Here is a 23,844-nt window from a genome sequence, read left to right as displayed (position 1 = left end):
TACAAAGTATTTTTCCTGTAAATCTATTCTAAAACTCCACTTTCCCCTTTTCTTCCCCTTTTCCCAATAGCATACTTCGGGGCGATTTTGACTGGAAATAGACATGGACAATATTCTGCTGCCCATTAAACTCCTCCAAGAGGACTGTATTTTTCATCTCCACAGTTTTGGGAGTTTCTGCCGCTGCAGATTCCAAATAAAACCAAGCAGCATCTTCTTCCACTTCGTAGCCTAAATAATTTAAGGCAACAGCCTTCCCATTTACCCATACTTGATTATGCTTCAAAAGATAGGTCTGAAGCTGTTGGTTGAGTTTTGCTTTGTCTTTAGGATTCAAAAAATCAACGGATTGGCCGAATTCTTTTGAAAGACTTACTTCCAAATCATCCCAAAAAATCTTCTGGGCAATTTCCATTTTTTTGGAATTGGTGTTATACCTCATTTCGGTCAAACTGATGAAAAAAGGATGGACCAAAATCATCCAAAACGAGGTCAGAATAGATACTAAGGAGAAGTTCATTTAGTCGGAGAGATAATCAATTCTTAAGGAATTATCCAGTAATATTGCCGCAAGTTAACTCTTTAGACAGCTTATCACCCAACTATGTCTTCATTTGAATTATACTTCAAACTTGGTCTTCAGCATATTTTGGATATCAAGGGATTTGATCACATCCTTTTCGTGTTGGCACTTTGTGCCGTGTATGTGCCTAGAGACTGGAAAAAGATCCTGATTCTCGTCACAGCCTTCACCATCGGACATTCCCTGACTTTGGCTTTGGCTACCTTCAATATCATTCAAGTCAAATCTGAAATTATTGAGTTCTTAATTCCAGTCACCATAGCGGTAACAGCCCTGGTCAGCATTTTCAAGCCAAAACCATCAACCGGAAAAGGAATTCAGTTGAACTACATTTTTGCCATTTTCTTTGGTCTGATCCACGGATTGGGATTTTCCAATTACCTAAAAGAGCTCTTGGGTAAAGAGGCAAGCATCTGGCAGCCACTTTTGGCTTTTAATTTAGGCTTGGAAGTTGGGCAAATAGTAATTGTTGCTTCTTTCCTTTTGGTGACATCTTTATTGAATTTGGCGGGAGTTAATAGAAAAGACTGGACTCTGGTTGTTTCCGCTTTTGTACTTGGTGTCGCCTGTATGCTGATGCTGGAAACCAAATTCTGGTAAAAATTTACCGCCGAAAACAGAATTCTTTTCTTTTTGAAAATCAATCTTTTTATTCGCAATTCATTACCCTTATACCTTATGCTTAAGAAAATTATTGCTATTGCAGCAGTTGGACTCGCTGGAATGAATTACAGCTTTGCCCAGCATACTGAACAGAACCATGGGTACCGATTTGAACAATTGGGCACCATGCTTCGCACTCCCAACGTCTATAGAACTGCCTCTGGTGCGCCAGGACATATGTATTGGCAACAACAAGCCAACTACGTAATCGACGTGGAACTCAACGATGACAATCAATCTATCAAGGGTTCAGAAACTGTCACTTACGTCAACAACTCCCCTGATCAGCTGACCTACCTTTGGCTGCAGCTTGACCAAAATAACCGAGGCAAAGATTCGGATACGCCAAAAGTGACTGAATCGAGCATTGGCCCAAGAATGTCCATGAGAGCTTTGGAAGGAATTCTTTGGCATTCGGATGACTACGATGTGAAAATCCATTCCATCAAAGATTCCAATGGAACTCCACTCCATATCGCCATTAACAAAACCATGATGCGTGTGGATCTTCCTCAGCCATTGAAGGCAGGAGAGTCTTTTACTTTTTCCATTGATTGGAGCTTCAACATCACGGATCGAGTTGGCTTTATCGGAGGACGTCCGGGCTATGAGCTTTTCCCTAAAGATGGAAATTACCTCTACACCATGTCCGAGTGGTTTCCAAGAATGGCTGTGTATTCAGACTTTGAAGGCTGGCAAAACAAGCAGTTCCTAGGTTCAGGTGAATTTGCCTTGACTTTTGGAAATTATGAAGTACGAATCACAGTTCCGGCCGACCACATGGTTGGAGCTACTGGTGTTCTTCAAAATCCTGAGCAAGTGCTTTCCTCCACTGAATTTGAAAGATGGAAAAGAGCTACTCAGACTTATGACAAGCCAGTAATCATCCGTACTCAAGCGGAAGCTGAGCAACTGGAAAAAGGAAAATCCAAGGACAAGAAGACCTGGATTTTCAAAGCTGAAAACGTTCGTGACTTCGCCTGGACCTCTTCCAGAAAGTTCATTTGGGATGCAATGGCTGTGAAATTGGGTGGAAAAGACGTCATGGCGATGTCTTATTATGCCAAAGAAGCTAATCCGCTTTGGGAGCAATATTCCACACGAGTAGTTGCCCATACCTTGAAGTCTTACTCTTCCCATACTTTCGATTATCCTTATCCGGTAGCGATCTCTGTGGAAGCTAGCAACGGTATGGAATACCCGATGATCTGCTTCAACTACGGAAGACCAGACGCAGATGGCACTTATTCCGAAGCGATCAAAAACGGAATGATCGGGGTGATCATTCACGAGGTTGGTCACAACTTCTTCCCTATGATCGTGAACTCTGATGAGCGTCAGTGGACTTGGATGGATGAGGGCTTGAATACTTTCATGCAATACATGGCTGAGCAGGAATGGGACAGAAACTTCCCTTCCCGTCGTGGACCTGCGCATAAGATTGTCCCTTATATGAAGAGCGACAAAAACTTGCTGGAGCCTATCATGACCAATTCGGAAAACATCATCCAGTTTGGTCCAAATGCCTATGCCAAGCCTGCTACAGCATTGAATATCCTTCGTGAGACAGTAATGGGTAGAGAGCTTTTTGACTTTGCCTTCAGAGAATATTCCAGAAGATGGATGTTTAGGCACCCTACCCCGGATGACTTGTTCAGAACTTTGGAAGATGCTTCTGCCGTAGATTTGGACTGGTTCTGGAGAGGTTGGTTCTATGGAACTGAGCCTGTAGATATTACCATTGAAAATGTAAACTGGTATAAGTTGGACAACAGAACTCCGGCTGAGAAAAAAGCAGCTGCTAAAGCTGAGTTCACCAGAGACGAGACCAATGTAAGTAGAGATTTCAATGCCAAGGATGTTCCTCAAACCTATGTGGAATCTGATCCTGCAACCAAAGACTTCTACACTACTTACAATCCATTTACTGTAACTCCAGAAGACGAAGACGCCTACAAAAAATTCATGGCTAGCTTAAGTGAGAAGGAAAAAGCCTTGCTTAACAGTAACATGAACTTCTATGAGATGACTTTCAAAAACGTAGGAGGTTTGGTGATGCCATTGATTATTGAGTTCCACTATGCCGATGGCACTTCTGAGATTGAGAGAATTCCAGCAGAAATCTGGAGAAAAAATGAGTCCGAAGTGACCAAGGTTTTCCCTAAGCAAAAGGAAGTTGTTCGTTTTGTTTTGGATCCAAAAAGAGAAACTGCAGACATTGACGAAAGCAGCAACTACTGGCCAAGACAATACCAGCCGACTCGCTTCGAGTTATTTAAAGGAGCAGGTGGAGTCCGGGGAGCTTCCATGGGAGACAATCCTATGAAAAAGGCCCAGAATAAAAAATAAAACCAAATCCCGAAGAGCACTCTTCGGGATTTTTTGTTTGAATTTTATAAAAACCCTCTTTCTCTTTTGAATCAGATATGGGATTAGGCTTAGAAAATTTACTTTTTCAGGTAAATTAAGCTAGAATTAAAAAATTCCATTTTCATGAAGGCTAAACTTATAGCAATAGGGTTGGGTTTTTCCCTTTTCTCCTGTGGAAAAGAACAAACCACTCAAACACCTCCAACACCTCAAATCCACGTCATCCAAGTGAGCAGTCAGAAAGTTGACTTGGAGAAAGACTTTGTGGCCCAGATTTACGGGAAGATCGATATTCCCATTCGAGCCCGGACTGAAGGATTTTTAGAGGGAATTCACTTTCAAGAAGGAAGAATGGTGAGAAAAGGAGATCTGCTCTATACGGTTGATCCAGATCCTTTCAAAGAAAATGTAAACGCGGCGGTCAGTAATTTGGCCGAAGCTCAAGTAGCACTTACCCAGGCCAACAATGACCTTGCTAGGTATGAGCCCTTGGCAGAGATCAATGCCATCTCACAAAAAGACCTTGATGCGGCTATCAGCAAAAAGAAATCAGCGGAAGCCATGGTTCAGGCCGCCCAGTCCCGGGTCAATTATCAAAAAATCCAATTGGGGTATACCAGTATCATCTCACCGATCTCAGGCCTGATCGGGAAGACCAATGCCAAAGTCGGGGAATTCGTGGGACGGGACCCCAATCCGGTTATTTTGAATACAGTCTCCATCATCGATTCAGTACGTGTTGAATTCTTTCTTTCTGAAAATGACTACCTACAATTGTTTAGAGAATATCAGGAGACGCATCAAAATGCCCAACAATCCCAGCCACTAAAACTAATCCTTGCTGACGGGACTGTCTTCGAATATGAAGGTTACGTGGACTTTATCAACCGTCAGATTGATGCCAATACTGGAACAATTCTGGTGCAGGCGACTTTTCCGAATCCCGAAAATCTCATCCGGCCTGGTCAGTTTGCCAGAGTAAGGGCTTCCATCCGATCTGTAGAAAACGGAGTAATCATTCCTCAGCGGGCTGTAAATGAGTTTCAAGGCCGATTTTTTGTCTTTATTGTAGGAGAAGGCAATCAGGTCAAACAGCAAGAGATCAAGATTTTAGGACCTTATCGGGATTTCTACTTAATCGATTCAGGACTAAAGGTGGGCGATCAGGTAGTTTTAGAAGCCTTACAAAAAGTTTCCGAAGGCCAAGTGATCGAGCCTGTTCCTTTCCAATTTGAATCTCAATACAAAGACTGAAGCCATGAGCAAATTGGAAGAAAACCAACATCTCTTCTTTGTCAGAAGACCGATTGTTGCGATTGTGATCGCTTTGTTTATGGTGATTGTGGGAGGGATTTCAATTTTGGGACTGGCCATTGAGCAATATCCTGCGATTACCCCCCCAGTGGTACGAGTGAGTACTGCCTTTACCGGAGCAAATGCCATTTCAGTAGAGCAATCGGTGGCCTCTCCCCTGGAGCAGGAAATCAACGGGGTAGAAAACATGCTCTACATGAAGTCTACCAATGCCAATGATGGAACTCTAGCGCTAGATGTGACTTTCGATCTGGGCACCGATCCTGATATGAATACGGTCTTCACCCAGACCCGATCGGCAGCGGCTACTCCCAAACTTCCCGAGGAAGTCAAAAGACTAGGCGTAAAGACCGAGAAGTCCATGCCGAATATCCTCATGCTGATCACGCTGACCTCGCCAGGAGAGGTATACAACCAGCAATTTCTGGGCAACTTCGCCAGCATCAACATCAAGGATCAACTGGCTCGCCTCAAAGGAATCGGACGGGTAGTGGTCTTAGGAGCCAGTGATTATTCCATGCGAATTTGGGTCAAGCCAGATCGATTGGCCAAGTTGGGCATCACCATCCCAGAGATCACTGATGCGATTCGCCAGCAAAACGTCATCGCTCCTGGAGGGAAATTTGGCTCAGAGCCTGCCCCGTCTGGGACTGAATTCACCTACACTGTCAAACTACCAGATCGATTGGTAACTGAGGAAGAGTTTGGCAATGTGGTCGTAAGATCAGGCGCTGACGGAAGTCAGGTTTTGATCAAAGATATCGCCCGGGTAGAGCTAGGTGTAGAATCCTACAATGCCTTCACCCGCCTCAATGGAAAGGAATGTGCGATCATTGCCCTCTACCAATCTCCAGGCTCCAATGCAGTCGCCTTAGCAGAGGAAGTAATCGGTACCATGGAGGAACTCAAAGCTGGTTTTCCGGAAGGAATTGCCTACGATGTCTCTCTAGACTCTACTGAGCCCATCATTGCAGGGATCAATGAAATCATAGAAACACTAATTATCGCCTTGATTTTGGTGATTTTTGTAGTTTTCATTTTTATCCAGGATTGGAGAGCCACGCTGATACCTACTTTGGCGATTCCGGTTTCTCTGGTAGCAGCCTTTATGGTATTCCCACTTTTGGGATTTTCGATTAATACCCTTTCGCTTTTAGGCTTGGTGCTGGCGATCGGAATTGTGGTCGATGACGCCATCGTGGTCGTGGAAGCTGTTCAAGTCAATCTTCAAAAGGGTATGAGTCCCAAAGATGCAACCACCCACGCCATGAAGGAGGTTACTGCTCCAGTAATCGCCACAACTTTGGTGATGGTGGCAGTTTTCGTTCCCGTAGCTGCCATGGCCGGAATCACTGGCAAGCTGTATCAACAATTCGCCATTACAATTGCTATCTCGGTAATTTTCAGTTCCATCAATGCGCTGAGCTTGAGCCCGGCTCTTTGCGCTTTGCTTTTGAAAAAACCTGAAGCTCAAGGAAAAGGGATCTTGGATAAGTTTTTTGGAAAATTTAATTCCTGGTTTGACAGAAGCACAGAAAGCTATACGGGAGTTACCAAGGCTTTTGCAGGAAAACTCAAACGAGGAGCCTTTTACATCTTGATTTCTTTGATTGCAGCCGGGGTTTTCGGATCGATGGTTCCGGGAGGCTTTTTACCCGAAGAAGACCAAGGCTACATCTACATCAATCTTCAGCTGCCCAATGCCGCCTCCATGCAGCGAACGGATGCGGTCATGAAAAAAATCGAACAGATCGTCCTTAGCCAGCCTGAAGTAAAATATGCCACAGGCCTTTCTGGATTCAGCTTGCTAGCCAATTCCTTTATTCCAAATACCGGGTTCATGTTTTTAACCCTTAAGCCTTGGGATGAGAGGGAAGCTACAGCTAGGGAAATGCAGGATCGACTGAACAAGATTTTTGCCAAAGAAATACAGGAAGGAATGGCCATCACTTTTGGCCCTCCTGCAATCCCAGGACTGGGAAATGGCTCCGGATTTAGCATCATGATCCAGGATAAAGGCGGGAAAGACCCGGCCTATTTGGCTCAAAACACCTATGCATTCATCAAAGCCGCCCAAGAAAGACCCGAAATTGCTTCTGCTTTCACCACTTTTCAAGCGGTCGTCCCTCAGCGCTCCATTGAGATCAACTCGGACAAATTGCTCAAAACGGGCGTTCGAATGAATGATGTCTACACCACTTTTGCTGCGTTTTTAGGGGGTGCCTATGTGAATGATTTCAATCGATTTGGGCGCTTGTACAAAGCCTATGTCCAAGCCGAACCTGAGTATCGTCAAAACGAAAATGACTTGGAGCTCTTCTACGTCAAAAACAGCGAAGGAGAATCCGTGCCTGTTTCTAGTTTTGTGGAAGTCAAAAAAACGGCTGGTCCAGACTATACCAACCGATTTAACCTTTATCGGTCTGCTGAAGTCACCGGAACTCCAGCTTCCGGATATTCTTCGACCCAAGCTTTGGATGCTTTGGAAGAAGTGGCAGCAGAAGTATTGCCCGATGACATGAGCTACAGCTGGAATGCGATGAGCTATCAGGAAAAGAAGTCATCAGGGCAAGCGGGAATTGTCTTCGCGTTCTCTCTGCTTTTTGTGTTCTTGATTCTGGCAGCGCAATACGAAAGTTGGTCTATGCCATTTGCCATTTTGCTGGGAACTCCCTTCGCCTTGTTCGGGGCGTTCTTGTTTCTCTACCTGGCTCGTTTGGTGGATGAGGCTTATCTGAACAATATTTTTGCTCAGATATCCTTGGTCATGCTGATCGCCATGGCGGCCAAGAATGCCATCCTGATCGTAGAATTTGCCAAGATTAAGTTTGATGAAGGGCTTTCGCTTTTCGATGCAGCAGTCGAATCTGCCAAATTGAGATTCCGTCCGATATTGATGACTGTTTTTTCCTTTATTCTGGGGGTATTGCCATTGATTTTAGCCTCGGGGTCAGGTGCCGAAGCTCGAAAAGTCATGGGCATGGCACTCCTCGGGGGGATCGGAGTAGCGACCTTTTTGGGAGTATTCTTTTATCCCATGCTATTTGTGCTGGTGGGCAAGTTGGCCAAATATGAGGAGAAGCGAGATAAACAAACCCTTAATCCTACTCAGCCATGAAGAAGCTTAGCCTAATCCTCTTTCTAGGCCTCACGCTAGCTGCCTGTAAGTCGGGTGCAAATTACCAAGGTATCACGGTGCCCGTGACCGACCGATTCCAATACCAGGACACTACCTATACTCCAGTGGCCACAGTGGTCAAGGTAGATACGCTCAAATTGGATTCTGCCTTAAACTTGAATTGGTTTGATTTGTACCAAGATCCGGCATTGGATAGCCTGATCGCTAAAGCACTTACCAAAAATCAAGATCTCTTGATTGCCTCTGAGGCCATTCAGCAGGCTCAAAGCGCTCTGATTGTCCAAAAGAGCCAGATGCTCCCTTCATTAGGATATAGTGCAGGTGCTAGCCGTGGTAATTTTGCGTTTAACAATTCCATCCCTACGAGTAGCTTATTTACCGGTTTTGGAAGTGTCAACTGGGAATTGGATTTCTGGGGAAAATACCGTCGACTCAATGAAGCGGCCCGTGCTTCTATTTTGGCCTCGGAAGAAGGCTATCGAGCCACCAAACTCAGCTTGGTGACGACCGTCGCTTCGGCTTATTTTCAATTAACCGAATACCAGCTTCGACTCGAAATTTCCAAGCAAACCTTGAACTTGCGAGACAGCATGGAAACGATCATCAAGGCTAGATTTGACAAGGGAATCATTGCTGAGATTGATCTCAACCAAGCCCAAATTCAAACGGCCATTGCGGCGGGTAGCATCCCTATTTGGGAAAGACTAATCGTCCAAACCGAAAACCTCTTGAGCGTATTGACCGGTGAAATCCCTGGAAAAATCGAAACTGGAACTCCTCTGAAGGAACAATCTCTGGACATTTCTTTACCAGAAATACTACCGGTCCAACTGCTAAGCAGGCGACCGGATGTCCTCGCCGCTGAGCAGGCTGTGATCGCTCAAAATGCCATTACCGGATCAGCCAAAGCAAATCGCCTTCCCAATATCTCCCTTAGTGGATTAATCGGAGTGGCTGGAACTCAGTTTTCCGCTTTGGGGGGCAATGGTGCTTCTTGGAATATCGGAGCCTCGCTACTTGGGCCGATCTTCAATTGGGGAGCACTTCAGCGACAGGTGGATATCGAAGAGAGCAGAACCCGACAATCGATCTTAAGTTATGAGAAAACAGTACTTCAAGCCTATCAAGAGGTAGAAAACACGCTTGCCACTATTGCATCTCTAAAGAAAGAACTGATCGCCAGAGAAAACCACGTCAGAGCTGCTGTCAAGGCCCAATACCTCTCTCAAGAAAGATACAATCAGGGAGTGACTAGCTACCTCGAATACTTGGAGTCTCAACGACAGGCTTTTGATGCACAGCTTAATTTTGCCGGAACTAAACAGGAACTACTCAGCAGCTACGCTGTCCTTTACAAAGCCCTCGGTGGAGGATGGTAATTGGTGAAATTACTTGATTGGTAAAATTTGAAAATACAGATGACCTAAATTAGGCTTTGCTTCATGCTTTCAACCTAAAAAACCTAAACGAATGATTTCCAAAAAACTATTTTCTTTACTCCTAATCGCTTTCTTTTCCACTAGCTTATTTGCCCAAAAAGGTAAACGTGACTTTTACGAATTGAGGATTTATCACATTGAAAATTCCTCGCAGGAAAGTCAAATCGACGCCTATTTGGAAAAAGCCCTATTACCGGCGCTTCACCGGAACGGAGTAGCCAAAGTGGGAGTTTTCAAACCTATAGCCTCTCAAGCTGATGCCGGAAAAAAAGTGTATCTATTTATTCCTTACACTTCCATGGAGGCCTATTCTGGAATGGAAGGAAAACTGGCCAAAGATCAGGTCTATCAGACGGCTGGATCTGCCTATATCAATGCCTCTTTTGAAAATCCTCCCTACAAGAGAATTGAAACTGCCTTTCTACAAGCCTTTACCGGACACCCAAGATTTACAGAATCCAAGGTAACCGGACCCAAGAAAGACCGAGTTTATGAATTGAGAAGCTATGAAAGTCCGACCGAAAAACTCTACAAGCAGAAAGTCAAAATGTTCAACGAAGGAGAAATTGATATTTTCACCAAGCTGGAGTTCAATCCGATCTTTTATGCTGAAGTTATTTCCGGAGCATACATGCCCAATTTGATGTATATGACAACTTTCTCGAATATTGAATCAAGAGAGGCGCACTGGAAAGCCTTTGGAGCAGACGAGGATTGGAACCGAATGAAAGTGATGCCTGAGTATCAAAATATCATGAACAAAAACGATCAGCGTCTTTTGCATCCTACAGATTACTCTGATTTCTAAAATCTAAAATCCCCAGTATAATTAAAATGGAGCCGAAAATTCTGCTCCTTTAATTTTTCAAAATTTCCCAAAACATCCCAATTCCAGTCTCAATCAACTCATCTGGAAAATCATAAGTGCCTTCATGCAACTGGGGACAGTCTTCACCCGCGCCCAGACCGAAAAGGAATGACGGACATATCTGGGAGAAAAGCCCAAAATCTTCAGACCAGCGGAAAGGTTCAGGTTTTTCAATTATCGAAAGACCAAGTTTCTTACCTGCATTTTCCACAATCGGATAAAGCTTAGGATCATTCTTCGACACCGCAAAGCTTTCCACAAACCCAAAATCGATTTTTAAACCTGCTTTTTCCGCTTCAACTCTTGCTGTCTCTTTTACCAAATCAATCAGTTTTTCTAAATCATTTTGATCAAAGGCCCTCAAGGTCATACTCAGGCTAGCTTTTCCTGCACTGGTACCAAAAGCCAAACTTCCTAACTCAGAATGGATCAAGGTGAGCAATGCAAAACCCGAAAGCTTTTTAGGTAATTCCGGAAGCTTTTGAATCAACTGAGCCAAAGCTTGGGCTGGGTTGATTCCAGATTCAGGATGTGCAGAGTGGGAAGTTTTACCGGTAAGAATAATAGTCATGCCTGTACTGCCGGCCGCAAAGGTTCCTTTTCTCATGACTACCTGATAAAGAGGATATCCAGGTAAATTATGCAGGGCAAAAGCTGCATCAGGTCTGATTTCCTCAAATCTGGGATCTTCCAAAATAGCCTTTGCACCGTCTCCCGTTTCCTCTGCTGGTTGAAAAAGTAAAACTATCTCTCCGGAATCAGGTCGTTTTTTGGATAGCTTATCCCCGAGTCCGCAAATGATTGTCATATGTCCATCGTGACCGCAGAGATGCCCTTTGCCAGAAATTTGACTTTGGTGGTCACTCATTTTCAGATCTTCAATGGGCAGGGCATCTAGTTCGCAACGAAAAAGAATCCGCTTTCCTTGATTTTTACCCTTAAAAACAAAAGCCAAACCTGTCCCTCCCAAATTCTCGATAACAAGATCAGGCCTTAGCGGGGTAAAAAACTCCAGAATCCTTCTTGCTGTTTGGGATTCTTCCAGTGCAACTTCAGGAAACTGATGTAGGGTATGACGAAGTTGGATGAGGTGGTTCATTGTAAGATTAGAAACTTCAGGCTTTCATTTTCATAATCTATTATAAAACCGAAATAGTGATTTCTCAGCAATTGTGATTTGTTCCTAGAATAAATCGTCTCCTAGGGCTGCCTTTACGACATTCTTAGCTACGCTTCTGGCCTGTTTGGATGTGTCTGATCCGATTTTTCCTCCGATATCAAGGCTCCATTGCATATCAGGGCCTTGTTTGTTGTAAAATAAAACCGAGCCAGAAAACTTCTGAACTTGCTTAGGTCCGCCCGCTACAGGAACACTTGTCCCCAAAAACCCACTGAAAATTCCTACTCTAACTGGAACTCCCACGGTAGCGCTTACAGTTGGGGAGTTTTTGTATTCGGTAGTAGGGTTATTGAAAGTATACACCAGCAGCGCATCGGCTTCTAATTGCTCGGCTTTTGCTAGAAAAGTTTGCTCTGATTTTAAGTCCTCTTCGGAAAAGTTTGCATAAGCTGGGATTGCCTGAATTCCATTTGCCTGTAATTCTGCTACAGTTTCATCTTCCAACATCCTTTTGGCTCCAGGATTGGTAGTCTTCGCCAGTACGATCACTTTTCTATACTCCTCTTTTTGGTAGGTAGGAGACTTCCAAGAAGATTGCGCAAACAATGGTGAACTCCCAAAAAACAATAAAACAGCAACTAGAATAATTTTGAATGAGGTATTTGCAGTCTCTGAAGTCATAATCTTGAATTATTTTAAGGGAATTTACTGACAATTTGCAAAAGAAAGAACCGAATGGGATTTTGATTCTTCTTTCGGAATTGATGGCAATTAATGGAATTTGGAAAATCCCAATTTTAGGAACCACTTGAAAAAATGAACTCCTTTATTCCTTAATCCTAGTTAGCTAAAAAAATGCATTTAAAGTTGGCCTGATCCAAACTTGAAGCCCAACCATGCTCCCCCAAACATCAATACTAAAGTCAAAACAATAAGCAAAATCAGGGTAGAAAGGGGCATTTCCCAATCTTCTCCTCCGTATTTGAATTTAACGGGTTTGTTCCAGTTCATCTGAAAAATTTGAAATTATAGGTTTGAGATTTGAAATTTAGGGTCACCCGAATTTCAAATTTCAAACCTCAAATCAGGAATTACTTTTTCAACACAGCTTTCCAGCCTTTTTCCTCGATTTGGGCTGCGGATTCTTCCACTTTTTCCCGGAGACCTTTTTTGAATTCATCCATCTTTTTCCCCACGGCTGCATCAAAGGCACCTACAATAGAAGCGGCTAAAATTCCGGCATTTTTCCCGCCGTTCAGCGCAACGGTAGCAACAGGAATTCCGCTTGGCATTTGCAAAATAGACAAGATACTATCCCAACCATCGATCGAGTTGGAGCTTAAAACCGGTACCCCGATTACAGGCAAACTTGTCAATGAAGCTACCATCCCGGGAAGATGTGCTGCTCCACCTGCTCCGGCGATAATTACCTTAATTCCTCTTTCCCTGGCTGAGCCAGCGTAATCTATCATCCGCTGTGGAGTACGGTGAGCAGATACCACGGTCAATTCGTATGCGACTCCCAATTCTTCAAGAAACTTTGCTGCTTCTGCCATGATAGGAAGGTCTGACTGACTTCCCATGATAATGCCTACCTGTGGGTTCATTGCGTGGATTTGATTTTAATAAGTTCTTTGATTCGATTTGCCTTGGCTTTTAAGCTAGCCACATTTTCGTCGAGAATAGTCACGTGGCCCATTTTTCGAAAAGGTTTGGTTAATTTTTTCCCATACAGGTGAATATAAACTCCTTTTTCAGCCATTGCCTCTTCTTTTCCTTCTACAATCGCTTCTCCGCTGTAACCGTCTTCACCCAGAAGATTGATCATCGCGGCAGGACATCTAAGTCCAGGATCACCCAAAGGCCAATTCATGACTGATCGCAAATGCTGCTCAAATTGAGAAGTGAAATTTGCCTCTATGGTATGATGCCCGCTATTATGCGGTCGAGGAGCGATTTCATTCACCAAAACCTCTCCGGATTTGGTTACAAAAAGTTCCACTGCGAGGATTCCTACCATGTCCAATTTCAAAATCACTTCTTTTGCGATTTCCTGAGCCTTTTTTTCGACTTCCTGAGAAATTTCTGCAGGTGCAAAAAGGAACTCTACTAGATTGGCAGTTGGATGAAATGCACATTCCACTGCGGGATATGCGATCAGATCACCCTTTTCATTTCTTGCTACTGTAACAGCGATTTCCTTGTCGAAGTCGATAAGTTTCTCCAGCAATCCCGGAGCATCAAAAGCATGATGCAAATCGTCTTCCGTTCTCAAAATCTGAACTCCACGACCATCATATCCTTCTTTTCCCAACTTGTTAACTGCTGGAAGAAAGGATTTCTTGGCAATGACATCCGCCTTATTCTCGGTCAAAACAAAATCAGCTGTAGGTATTCCATGCTGTTGGTAAAATTGCTTTTGCTCCCGCTTATCCTGTATCAATTTTAGGATATGAGGTTGAGGAAAGACCTTTTTCCCTTCATCTGCGAGCTTTTGCAAAGCCTCGGTATTTACCGCTTCGATCTCGACGGTAATTACATCACATTTCTTCCCAAAAGAATAAACCGTATCGAAATCCTTGAGCGATCCAACTTGAAACTCCTGTGCGATGTCCTTGCAAGGGGCATTGGAATCGGGATCGAGAATATGGATATCTTGATTGTAATTGATGGCGGATTGAATCAGCATTCTGCCGAGTTGTCCGCCACCGAGGACTCCTAAAATTCGAGAAGATGATTTTGTAGGCATAGACAGCCCAAAATTAGAAGAATTGACTTAAAAATGGGGATTTATCCCAAATGAAGATCAATTAATAAGTCATCTACCCCCTCTAATCACATTTAGCAAGACAACAATAATTGCGATAACCAGCAAAATGTGGATTAAACCACCAGCGCTATAAACAAAGGCACCTAATAGCCATCCAATGACCAGGACAACAGCAATAATATAAAGCAAAGATCTCATGGAAATGTTGGTTAGGTTAACTGATTGATAATTAATCAATTTACAATTAATTATCCGCAAACCAGCTATCCCGAAAAGCGTATCCCCATGAGTTCCATCAGCTTGTGGGCATTAAAGCTTGGACAGGGCCCTTCTTTCAATAAATAATCAAAAAGGATGGTTTGGTCCTGAATTTCAGAGTGAAATGAAAAGTTGAGAACCTTGGGTTCAACCTTGGCCAATTCGGCCAATTCCACATCATGGGTACTGATGATTCCAAATCCTTGGGTCTCCAAAATTTGTCCAATTAGAGCTCTAGAACCAGAAATTCGGTCTTCGGTATTCGTTCCTTTGAGAATTTCATCCAATAAGAAAAATACCTTCTCGCCTGAATCCAGTCGGTCAATCAATGATTTGATCCTGCTTAGCTCAGCGTAAAATGAACTTACACTTTCACCCAAGTTATCCGAATTCCGCATACTCGTAAACAACTGGAAGGAACCCAGAGTAAGTGATTTTCCAAAGGGACTGAGACCCAAATTGGCCAAAACACAATTGATGCCCAGAGTTCGCATAAAGGTGGTTTTGCCACTCATATTCGCACCAGTCAATACAACCACCTGCCTTGTCTGATCCAAGTTTATGGAATTGGGAATTGACTTTTGAGGCACAATCAGGGGATGATTGATTTCATCCGCGATCAACAGATTTTCTTCAGAAATGAAAATCTCCCCATTACCCTCTAATTCCATTTCAAAAGCTCCAAGGGAAACCCAAACTTCCCAATTTTCAAGATTCTCGGGAAGGTGGCTCAGGGCATTACCAACTTTCTGTTTCCATTTTACCAGTCTGGAATAAAGAAGAAAGTCAGTCCAAAAGATCAGATTAAACGGGATGTATAGCAAATTGAGGCGATTTTGCACCCAAAGGCCCAACTGATCCAGTTCCAAAAGAAGAGCCGAAGCCTTTTCCCCTTCTGCATTAAGCTTCTCTTTTTCTGCCTTTAAGAGATCTGATTTAAAATCCTCCTTTTCGATCAACTGAGACCTAACCTGGAAAGATTTGAGTGTCTGAGAGAGAGGAATCGTGTCAGCAGCAGTCTTTAGGGGTTTGAAAATTGATCCCATAACCCCTATCCCCAGAAGAATCCACAATCCTAAAAACTGGATGGGAATTATTCCCAAATTGGCTAAAACCAAAATCGTAATACCTCCTAAAGGCCCCAAAACGGCCAAAATCGAGAAGAAAAATCCGGTTTTTTCTTTTTGCTTTAACCATGCCAACCAAGAGCTATTTCTATTTTCTTCCTTGGAAAAAGCTTTCCCCACTGCTTCCATCGCCTCGAGGAAAATAGGCTTTTCTGCTAATTCCTGAACGGCTAACCTTTTTGACAAAACCTTATCAGATTCAAATGAGGACTTCATTTTTTCAGCCAGCTTTTGTTTTCCTTGAGTGGAAAAGCAATGATTAAGCAACTGAAATAGGGAATGTTCACCGAACAAATCGAGGTCATTCGCGAAAGGATGCGCTTTTTCTGTAAACTCAGATCCTTTTTCAAATTTGGAAAGTTTCCTATCCTGTCTTGCCTTCCGATCGATATGGATTTTTTGCAATGCCAAGTAAATCGCCTCCTGATCTTTTTGAAAATTAAAATTCTGGATGGAGCGGATAAAAAAAACTCCCAAGATCAATGTCAAAAGTAACCAAATGGGATGCTCTGCCAAACCTAAAACCACCGAAGCCCCAAAAAAGAAGAAAACTACCAACCTAACTAAAGAAAGCCTGGTAGCCTTTTTTCTAACCCTTTCCAGCTTTAGGTCCAATTCTTGAGCTTGGTAATCAAATGTCTGCATTTTCAAAGATAGTCAAAGTGAGTTTCTCCCTCCGAATCAAACTTTTTTCCAATTGGATAATCTTGGCATAAGATTCGACGTTGTACCAAAAGGCAAATCATGAAAAAAAAGAAATCCCCAACTCCGAAACCCAGTCCCGAAGATTTCGAGGAATTTGATCCAAGAGAAGGGTTTGGAATATTTCCTGATGATATCTCTCTGACCCAAAATATAGGATGTGTTGGCGGAAAAAAGCCAAATGAAAAAACCAAGAAAAACAGTTCTAACTAACTTATTTAACTTTTAATCCCAATACCAATGAAAAAATCAATTTTCAACTTAAGTGGACCAATTCTATTGCTTTCCACTTTCCTTTTATTCTCCTGTAAGGAAGACGATGCCCCTTTGAATCCTGAGCCTGCCATTGGTGCTTTTGAAGATGAAGTGGTAGTGAATTCAACATTCGAGGATTTGGACAATGTCACCATTGATGTGATGCAGAGCAGTGGCTTAGGACTTAGAACCACGGGTATGACTACCCTTTGCGCTGGGGCTACAGTAAATCATGACTTAAATGCCAAGAAAATAACCGTGAACTTTGGAACAACAGGATGTACCGGACCTCAAGGAAATGTGAGAAAAGGGAAAATCATTTTTACCTATTCCGGCACCAACTTCCTATTTCCTGGAACTTCCATCGTGGCCACATTCGAAGGCTACGAAGTAAACGGATATAAAATCGAAGGGCGAAGAACACTCACCAATTCAGGTGTGGACTTGGCTTCTTCTACCATTACTTTGGCCGTAAAAATTGAAAATGGAAAAGTCACCTGGCCTGACAACACCTTTGTCACCTTCAACAGTGATCAGGTTAGAAAATTAAAGTTAGGAAGTACTGGGTATGAAGCTTCAATCGCCGGAACAGCTTCCGGAAAAAGCAGAGAAGGAAAAGACTATAGCCTTGCCATCACACAGGACCTAATGGTCAAACAATCTTGTGTAACCACAGGTGTTTATATCCCTATTGCTGGTATTCTTGAGTTAACCTATCAGGGAATTGTAATTTCCGCTGATTATGGCGCTGGAAATTGTGACAAGAAAATTTTGATCACCTATCCGGGAGGAACAAGAGAAATCACAGCAGACTGATCAGTTTAGATATTAAATCAAAGGGCTATCTTTCGGGATAGCCTTTTTTGTTTATGGAAAAGAAATTGATCAACGGACACCCTCATATTCTCTATCAAAGACCTCCTGTTTCACCTGATCAGCTCCTTCAAAACTCCAAAAATTTCTATAATGAAATGGATCAAAGGAGAACAGTAAGGGAATTTGATACCAAGCCGGTCCCATTAGAAGTCATGGAAAATATCATCCTGACTGCAAGTACTGCACCCTCAGGAGCCCACAAACAACCTTGGACATTTTGCCTGATTTCTGATCCGGAAATCAAGAAAAAAATTCGGGAAACTGCAGAAGAAGAGGAGAAAATCAGCTACTCACACCGAATGCCTGAAGATTGGAAAAACGATTTGAAACCCTTAGGAACCGACTGGGAAAAGCCGTTTTTAGAGGATGCTCCCTACTTGATAGTAGTTTTCAAGCAATCCTATGGAATTCAGAATGGGGAGAAAGTTCAGCATTACTATGTACAAGAGTCAGTTGGGATAGCCTGTGGATTTTTGATTGCAGCGATTCACCATGCTGGATTGGTGACAGTCACCCATACGCCAAGTCCAATGAATTTTTTGGGCAAAATCCTTAACCGCCCAGAAAATGAAAAACCTTTTCTCCTTCTTCCGGTGGGATATCCAAAAACAGAGACCTATGTACCTGATATTCACAGGAAGAACTTAGAAGAAATTTTGGTTCGCTATTAAACCTTGGTGCCAATTTGGAATCAAAAGGATGTTTTTACTAATCTAAATCTATCTACCATGAAGCTAAAGCATCTTTCCCAATCAATCCTTTTGCTCACATTCGGGCTCTGGATTATTTCGTCCTGCCAAAATGAGGATACCTCCCCTACTCCCCAGCTGGAAGAAACAAATGAAACGGCCCAAGAAGTAGACCTGACTGCAACCTTGGAAGACATCGATGATGTAACACTGACTGGTTTTCAAAGAAATGGCTTTACTGACCGCACTTTGGTCACCATGGAGGAGGACCTTTGTGAAAAAGTATCCATCACTTGGATGCCGGGTGAAAAGAAAATGATCATCGACTTCGGAGAGGGATGCACCAGCCCGAGAGGAGTGGTAAGAAAAGGTAAAATCATCGTAACCTACACAGGGAGATATTGGACGCCTGGAACTAAAATCACTACCCGATTCGAAAACTACTATGTGGATGAAAGAAAGATCGAAGGTATCCGGGTAGTAACCAATGAAGGATTCAATGAAAATGACAAATTCTTCACTTTCAAAACGGTAGTAGAAGGGGGAAAAATCACCTGGCCAGACGGAACTTTCCGAACCTTCGAAGCAAGGCATACTAAGAAGGTGTTTTTACCCAACTCCGAACGAGGAGTGATGTATGTGATCACCGGTGGAAGTAAGGGCAAAAATAGAAATGGGAATGAATTTGTCTCTGAAATCACCAGTCCTCTGGTTTTCTTTGAACGATGCATCAAATCCGGAATACGCGTTCCCAGTAAGGGAATCCTACAAATTCAGGTTCAAGGCAGAGAAAAAATGACCATTGATTTCGGAGAAACTGGCTGCGACAAAGAAGTGACCATCACTGCAAACGGAGAAACAAAAACGGTGACCTTACCAAGGTCTTAAACAAAAAAGGGGTTCAAAATGAACCCCTTTTTTGTTATTTAATTTGATGCATAACCCGCTGAGGGAATGGAATTTCGATGGTGTTTTTCTCGAATTCAGATTTGATTTTTTCCATGGTCTCAAAGTATACTGGCCAAACATTGTCACGATCTGTCCAAGCTCTTACAACCAAGTCTAGCGAGCTGTCTCCAAAATTATTCAACCAAACCACCGGTTCTGGATCTGCATGTACACGCTCATCTGACTTTAAAATTCCCAGAATTACTTCTCTAGCTTTTTTCAAGTCTGTGCTGTAAGCAACTCCCACATTCATATCTACTCTCCTATTGGGTTGCGCAGTGATATTTACCACGTCAGAATTTGCCAGATTACCATTTGGGATTACCACTTCTCGATTATCAAAAGTTAAAAGGTGAGTATACAGGATATCAATCTTGCTAACTTTCCCGGTATGGCCTTGACCGATAATTACATCATCCACCTTAAATGGCTTAAACAACAAGATCAAAACTCCACCTGCAAAATTGGAAAGTGAGCCCTGCAAAGCCAAACCAATAGCCAAACCTGCCGCACCTAAAATTGCAAGGAATGAGGACATCGGCACACCTAAAATGGTGGCAATCCCGATGAAAAGAGATACAAATAAGAGCGCCTTTACAAGACCGACCAAAAAAGTATTAAGCGAAGGATTTACCTCTCTTTTCTCAAGAATTAGCTGAAAGCCTTTTAATAGTTTTTTGACAAAGAATCGACCTACTAGATAAAATAATAAGGCATAAATGAGTGAAGGGACAATTTTATAGGCTAATTGGATCCCTTGGTCTAAAAGTGATTTGATAGTTTCTGGAGATAATTCCATAGTTTAAATGAAAGGTTTTAGATTAAAATTCAATACAAATTTGCCAACGGAAAGCCCAAAACCAACGAATTTTGAATTTTTCAATTCCCGATTCTTGGAGAATTTTTTCCCAGTCTTTCCTAGAAAAACTCCTCAAAACTGAAAGGGCTGCGTCATGCTGAACCATAGGAGACCGAGAAAAAAAACGGGTTAGCCATTTGATGCTGTAATAGGCAAAAGGATGACGATGGAGATCGTTTATCACCAGGCCAAGTCTAGCTTTTTCCCTTGAGGCTTTTAAAATCCCGACCAATTCCTGGTCAGTGAAATGATGGGTAAACAAAGTGCAGGTGACCAAATCTGTTTTTTCTTTTGAAAAATCAGGGTCAAAAACATTGCACACTTCCCATCGGGCATTTCCGATTTCTTTTTGTCTAACCTTTGCCAGCTCAATAATGTTCCTATTGGCGTCTATTCCGAGGAATTTCATGGGGATTCTAGCCTTTTTTGCCCAATGGTCCATCACTTGAATCATATCTCCTCCACCACATCCCAAGTCAGTAACCTCATAGGAAGTTTGGACTTTTTTCTTTTTTAAAATTTTTCGGATACCATTGGTGGTCACATGATTTCCTCCCAGCCAGCGATTGATTGTTTTGAGTTCCCTCAGCGTTTGCTCCAAGACAGGACCTGAGCAATCCAGGTCATCCATCAGTTCTTTTTGCGTGCTTCTTTGGGAGAAAATGCTCATCGTTTCTTGAGATGAAGTGTCTCTAAAGTCAAGCCTGGACCAAATCCCATGGCTAAAATATCTCCCTGAATTTCCTCAGCATGAAGCATTCGATGAAGTAAAAATAAGATGGTCGAAGAGGACATGTTTCCAAATTTCCGAAGAACTTCCCGGGCATGGGTATTTATTTCATCAGGCAAGCCGAAGGCCTCCTGCACTTTTTGAAGGATCTGTTTTCCACCTGGATGGATGGCGAAATTTCGGATTTGGCTCAGGCCAAATTTCATTTCAAACAATTCATTCAGCTTCCTGACCCCTTGATCCAAAAGCCCGGGAATGTACTTGCTTAATTTCATTTCAAAGCCAAAATCCCCGATCGCCCACGCCATGTCTTGCTTGCCCTCCCAAAGCACTTGACTCAAATAGGATTGGATTTTTAGCCCTTGAGAATCATTCTGTACCAAAGCCGCTGCTGCTCCGTCTCCAAAAAGGGAGTTGGCCAAAACATTGTCCTCAGTGAATTCTTGCTGAAAATGTAGCGTGCATAATTCCACTGTAACCACCAAAACCCTTGCTTCTGGTTCGGCTCGAAGAATTTTATCCGCAAGCTTAAGTCCGGTAAAAGCTGCATAACAGCCCATAAAGTGAATGCAATACCGCTCCACAGTTTGATCTAAGCCTAATCTTTCGATCAACTGAAGTTCCACACCCGGAGCTACCATGCCTGTGCAGGAAACCAAAATCAGATGGGTGATCTCATTAGCTGCAACGCCTACTTTTTCCAAACAGGACATTGCGGCCTCGGCAGCCAAATCTGGGGCATGTTTCTGGAAGACTTCCATTCTGGATTTGGTGCCGGGAAAAGGAGAAAGGGTCTCATTTGCCGGGAAAAATTCAAAATCCTTGTAATCAGATTTTTGAAAATCCTGAAGAACGCTATGCCGGAAATCGATCCCAGACATTTTATATAAAAAACTCAATTTTCGACTTTCCTCGGCATTCAGCCCATGAGCCAACTGCATGAAATTTGAAATTTCTGACTGGGCGATGGGTGTTCCTGGGTTGGCAAGTCCGATACTGACTATGCTGGAATTCATAAAATCAAGTTACGTGAATATTTCTATATTGGATCAACTCTTAGAAAACCAATGACCTTGACTAAGGTTATTATTTCCACAAAATATTCGCATGATCTCCTTATCCACGCTCAAGCATCTTCGAATTCCTTTTTCCCTGTTTTTGATGCCAGTTTTCTTTTTTGCTTTGGCCTTGACTCCAAACCTAAATGAGACCCGCTTATTACTGGTTTTTCTTGCGCTTCATCTATTTCTATATCCTTCAAGCAACGGGTATAACAGTTATTTTGACAAGGATGAGGAGAGCATAGGCGGTCTTAAACATCCCCCCAAAGTGACTCCGGATTTGTATTGGGTAGCACAGGCGTTTTTTGTAATTGCCTTAATCTTGGGTGGATTGATCAGTCTAAATTTTGGACTCATGCTAGCCGTCTATGGGTTAGTAAGCATGGCTTATAGTCACCCAAGTATTCGACTAAAAAAATACCCATGGCTGAGCTGGATAATCGCAGGGTTTTTTCAAGGATATTTCACTTTTGCGATGGCCTATGCAGGATTGAGTGACTTGGACTGGGGAGTTTTTATAAAACCTCACGTAGCAATTCCCGGATTTCTGACCAGCTTAATGCTTTGGGGAAATTATCCTTTGACTCAAGTCTATCAACACAAGGAAGACTCCAAACGAGGTGACAAAACCCTAAGCATCAAATTAGGGATTCAAGGAACATTCGTTTTTTCATCCCTACTCTTTACGCTTACCGGAGCAGGTTTCATCTGGTATTTTATGAGCAGAAGTCAGGATTATATCATCTGGACCTACCTTAGCGCCATGGCACCAATCCTAGTCTTCTTCTTGATCTGGTTTGTGTTCATTCGAAAAAATGAAGCCTACGCGAATTATTCCTGGGCAATGGGAATGAATTCCATTTCGGCCATCGCCCTGAATGCCTTTTTTATTTATTATTTCCTAGAAAATACCCAGATCATGCAAGTCATGAACTACTGATCAAAAGGGTTTGCCATGGGTATTTCGGATAATAATTTTAGCAAGGGGAGGAAAAGTTTGGATTAGTTTCCGGGCAAAGCCTGAGGATTTTCCTGAGCCAAAAAGTTTCTGTGCCTGTCGTCCAACCCAAAGCCTTTTTTCGAATTCATCTTTCCAGTTGGACCGATACATTTCTTCTACTTCTAGTCTGGATTTGCCATAGATGATCGCCTCGGCAGCCAATTTTCCTGCATGGATGGCCATTGCCATTCCATTTCCACAAAGCGGGGTAATCAATCCTGCTGAATCACCTGCCATCAGCACGTGATTTTCTACAGGACTTTTGGGTTCAAAATTGATCTCGGTGATTACTTCTGGTTTTTCGAAAATGAATTCGCTGGATTCCCAGATTTTTTTGAGTATGGGGTTTTTGAATAACACCTCATTTTCCATGGCCTCCACAGAACCATATTGCCTGAGCTGATTTCGATCTCCCAGATAACAAAGGTTGAATTTGCCGTCTTCAATGGCATTTAGCCCACAATAGCCTCCATGAAAATTATACAAAGCCACACAATCCCGGTCAAACTCAGTTCGGATGTGGTATTTCACTCCTAAATAAGGGCTTCTCTTTTCTATAAATTCCCTTTTCAGTCTTTTATCCAGCTTACTCCGCTTGCCATGGGCTCCAATCACAAAATCAGCCCTGAGACTAGAATGGTCAGAAAGAGTTAAAACAAATTGGTCCTCTTTTTTGAGGTATTCGATTTCGTTGACTTGAGTCGAAGTTCGAATTTGAACTCCATCTTGTAGGGCTTTTTGGTACATCCATTCGTCCAGAATATACCTGCTGATTCCAAATCCTCCCAAATCCAATGGAATCCTGGAAATATTTCCCTTGGTATCGCTTAACTCAAAGGTCTTGATTTGCGGGATGTCATTTCTCTCTGGAATAAGCCCATGTTTTTTCAAGAATTCCAGCGCTTCATTGGAAAGATATTCTCCGCAAACCCTGTGAAAAGGATAGGCCTTTTTCTCAATGAGATGTACTTCAACTCCTTTTTTGGCCAGCAAGATGGACGATACTAATCCCGCCAAGCCTCCTCCTATTACTATTACCTTAATTTTATGGGGTTCCAATTGCCTTTGATTTG

The 23,844-nt window shown here is 42.8% G+C and carries 23 protein-coding genes; 11 read left to right on the top strand and 12 right to left on the bottom strand.

Going from position 1 to position 23,844, the window contains the following annotated elements; all coding sequences use genetic code 11:
* Positions 1–28: 28 nt before the first annotated feature.
* Positions 29–520 (bottom strand): DUF6702 family protein, encoded by a 492-nt coding sequence (locus tag DFQ04_RS09460; protein WP_133555151.1) that lies wholly within the window; start codon positions 518–520, stop codon positions 29–31.
* Between the two features lie 84 nt (positions 521–604).
* Between DFQ04_RS09460 and DFQ04_RS09455 the strand changes: the two genes are divergently transcribed.
* From DFQ04_RS09455 to DFQ04_RS09430, 6 genes are all read left to right on the top strand, one after another.
* The gene (locus DFQ04_RS09455) at positions 605–1,183 is read left to right on the top strand and encodes a HupE/UreJ family protein (protein WP_133555149.1); all 579 of its coding nucleotides are present in this window, start codon (positions 605–607) and stop codon (positions 1,181–1,183) included.
* 78 nt (positions 1,184–1,261) lie between these two features.
* Positions 1,262–3,595: a M1 family metallopeptidase gene (locus DFQ04_RS09450; RefSeq protein WP_133555147.1), complete on the top strand. Its 2,334-nt coding sequence runs from the start codon at positions 1,262–1,264 to the stop codon at positions 3,593–3,595.
* Between the two features lie 144 nt (positions 3,596–3,739).
* Positions 3,740–4,870 carry an efflux RND transporter periplasmic adaptor subunit gene (locus DFQ04_RS09445; protein ID WP_133555145.1) on the top strand — a complete coding sequence of 377 codons (1,131 nt, stop codon included), beginning with the start codon at positions 3,740–3,742 and terminating at the stop codon, positions 4,868–4,870.
* Between the two features lie 4 nt (positions 4,871–4,874).
* On the top strand, positions 4,875–8,048 hold the full coding sequence (locus DFQ04_RS09440) for an efflux RND transporter permease subunit (RefSeq protein WP_133555143.1): 3,174 nt from the start codon (positions 4,875–4,877) through the stop codon (positions 8,046–8,048).
* The gene (locus DFQ04_RS09435; RefSeq protein ID WP_133555141.1) at positions 8,045–9,448 is read left to right on the top strand and encodes an efflux transporter outer membrane subunit; all 1,404 of its coding nucleotides are present in this window, start codon (positions 8,045–8,047) and stop codon (positions 9,446–9,448) included. Before DFQ04_RS09440 ends, DFQ04_RS09435 begins: the two co-directional genes overlap by 4 nt.
* Positions 9,449–9,539: 91 nt before the next feature.
* Entirely contained in the window at positions 9,540–10,316 is a 777-nt protein-coding gene (locus tag DFQ04_RS09430; protein WP_133555139.1) for an NIPSNAP family protein, read from the top strand.
* 49 nt (positions 10,317–10,365) lie between these two features.
* Here the strand turns inward: DFQ04_RS09430 and DFQ04_RS09425 are convergent, their stop codons facing one another.
* The 7 genes from DFQ04_RS09425 to DFQ04_RS09400 all read right to left on the bottom strand — a co-directional run bounded on the left by DFQ04_RS09425 (position 10,366) and on the right by DFQ04_RS09400 (position 16,296).
* A complete protein-coding gene (locus DFQ04_RS09425) occupies positions 10,366–11,475 on the bottom strand; it encodes an amidohydrolase (protein ID WP_133555137.1) in 1,110 nt (369 codons plus the stop codon).
* Positions 11,476–11,559: 84 nt separating this feature from the next.
* The gene (locus DFQ04_RS09420; RefSeq protein ID WP_133555135.1) at positions 11,560–12,177 is read right to left on the bottom strand and encodes a hypothetical protein; all 618 of its coding nucleotides are present in this window, start codon (positions 12,175–12,177) and stop codon (positions 11,560–11,562) included.
* A gap of 180 nt (positions 12,178–12,357) precedes the next feature.
* Entirely contained in the window at positions 12,358–12,507 is a 150-nt protein-coding gene (locus DFQ04_RS18335; RefSeq protein ID WP_166637296.1) for a hypothetical protein, read from the bottom strand.
* An 80-nt stretch (positions 12,508–12,587) separates the two neighbouring features.
* Positions 12,588–13,103, bottom strand: coding sequence for a 5-(carboxyamino)imidazole ribonucleotide mutase (gene purE, locus DFQ04_RS09415; protein WP_133555133.1), 516 nt, complete (start codon positions 13,101–13,103; stop codon positions 12,588–12,590).
* Positions 13,100–14,245, bottom strand: coding sequence for a 5-(carboxyamino)imidazole ribonucleotide synthase (locus DFQ04_RS09410; RefSeq protein ID WP_133555131.1), 1,146 nt, complete (start codon positions 14,243–14,245; stop codon positions 13,100–13,102). The genes purE and DFQ04_RS09410 overlap by 4 nt, the downstream gene beginning before the upstream one ends.
* Positions 14,246–14,314: 69 nt before the next feature.
* Positions 14,315–14,464, bottom strand: coding sequence for a lmo0937 family membrane protein (locus DFQ04_RS09405; RefSeq protein ID WP_133555129.1), 150 nt, complete (start codon positions 14,462–14,464; stop codon positions 14,315–14,317).
* A gap of 65 nt (positions 14,465–14,529) precedes the next feature.
* On the bottom strand, positions 14,530–16,296 hold the full coding sequence (locus DFQ04_RS09400; RefSeq protein WP_133555127.1) for a MutS-related protein: 1,767 nt from the start codon (positions 16,294–16,296) through the stop codon (positions 14,530–14,532).
* Positions 16,297–16,395: 99 nt separating this feature from the next.
* On the opposite strand from DFQ04_RS09400, the gene DFQ04_RS18330 reads away from it, so the two are divergent.
* The 4 genes from DFQ04_RS18330 to DFQ04_RS09385 are packed head-to-tail and all read left to right on the top strand — an operon-like array spanning position 16,396 to position 19,061.
* Entirely contained in the window at positions 16,396–16,566 is a 171-nt protein-coding gene (locus DFQ04_RS18330) for a hypothetical protein (protein WP_166637295.1), read from the top strand.
* Between the two features lie 27 nt (positions 16,567–16,593).
* Complete coding sequence (locus DFQ04_RS09395; RefSeq protein WP_133555125.1) at positions 16,594–17,424, top strand: hypothetical protein; 831 nt, start codon at positions 16,594–16,596, stop codon at positions 17,422–17,424.
* A gap of 53 nt (positions 17,425–17,477) precedes the next feature.
* Positions 17,478–18,155: a nitroreductase family protein gene (locus DFQ04_RS09390; protein WP_133555123.1), complete on the top strand. Its 678-nt coding sequence runs from the start codon at positions 17,478–17,480 to the stop codon at positions 18,153–18,155.
* A gap of 57 nt (positions 18,156–18,212) precedes the next feature.
* The gene (locus DFQ04_RS09385) at positions 18,213–19,061 is read left to right on the top strand and encodes a hypothetical protein (RefSeq protein WP_133555122.1); all 849 of its coding nucleotides are present in this window, start codon (positions 18,213–18,215) and stop codon (positions 19,059–19,061) included.
* Between the two features lie 34 nt (positions 19,062–19,095).
* Here the strand turns inward: DFQ04_RS09385 and DFQ04_RS09380 are convergent, their stop codons facing one another.
* From DFQ04_RS09380 to DFQ04_RS09370, 3 genes are read right to left on the bottom strand one after another with little or no spacing between them, the layout of a single operon-like run.
* The gene (locus tag DFQ04_RS09380; RefSeq protein WP_133555120.1) at positions 19,096–19,920 is read right to left on the bottom strand and encodes a mechanosensitive ion channel family protein; all 825 of its coding nucleotides are present in this window, start codon (positions 19,918–19,920) and stop codon (positions 19,096–19,098) included.
* A gap of 22 nt (positions 19,921–19,942) precedes the next feature.
* On the bottom strand, positions 19,943–20,650 hold the full coding sequence (locus tag DFQ04_RS09375; protein WP_133555118.1) for a methyltransferase domain-containing protein: 708 nt from the start codon (positions 20,648–20,650) through the stop codon (positions 19,943–19,945).
* A complete protein-coding gene (locus DFQ04_RS09370) occupies positions 20,647–21,726 on the bottom strand; it encodes a type III polyketide synthase (RefSeq protein WP_133555115.1) in 1,080 nt (359 codons plus the stop codon). Before DFQ04_RS09370 ends, DFQ04_RS09375 begins: the two co-directional genes overlap by 4 nt.
* 91 nt (positions 21,727–21,817) lie before the next feature.
* Between DFQ04_RS09370 and DFQ04_RS09365 the strand changes: the two genes are divergently transcribed.
* Positions 21,818–22,711 (top strand): UbiA family prenyltransferase, encoded by an 894-nt coding sequence (locus tag DFQ04_RS09365; RefSeq protein WP_133555113.1) that lies wholly within the window; start codon positions 21,818–21,820, stop codon positions 22,709–22,711.
* Here the strand turns inward: DFQ04_RS09365 and DFQ04_RS09360 are convergent, their stop codons facing one another.
* On the bottom strand, positions 22,712–23,830 hold the full coding sequence (locus DFQ04_RS09360) for an NAD(P)/FAD-dependent oxidoreductase (RefSeq protein WP_133555111.1): 1,119 nt from the start codon (positions 23,828–23,830) through the stop codon (positions 22,712–22,714).
* Positions 23,831–23,844 lie beyond the last annotated feature (14 nt).

Origin of the sequence: Algoriphagus boseongensis (assembly GCF_004362805.1) — a bacterium.
Taxonomy (GTDB): domain Bacteria; phylum Bacteroidota; class Bacteroidia; order Cytophagales; family Cyclobacteriaceae; genus Algoriphagus; species Algoriphagus boseongensis.
The sequence above is the reverse complement of the archived record's forward strand: the minus strand, read 5'-3'. Positions and strand labels throughout refer to the sequence as shown.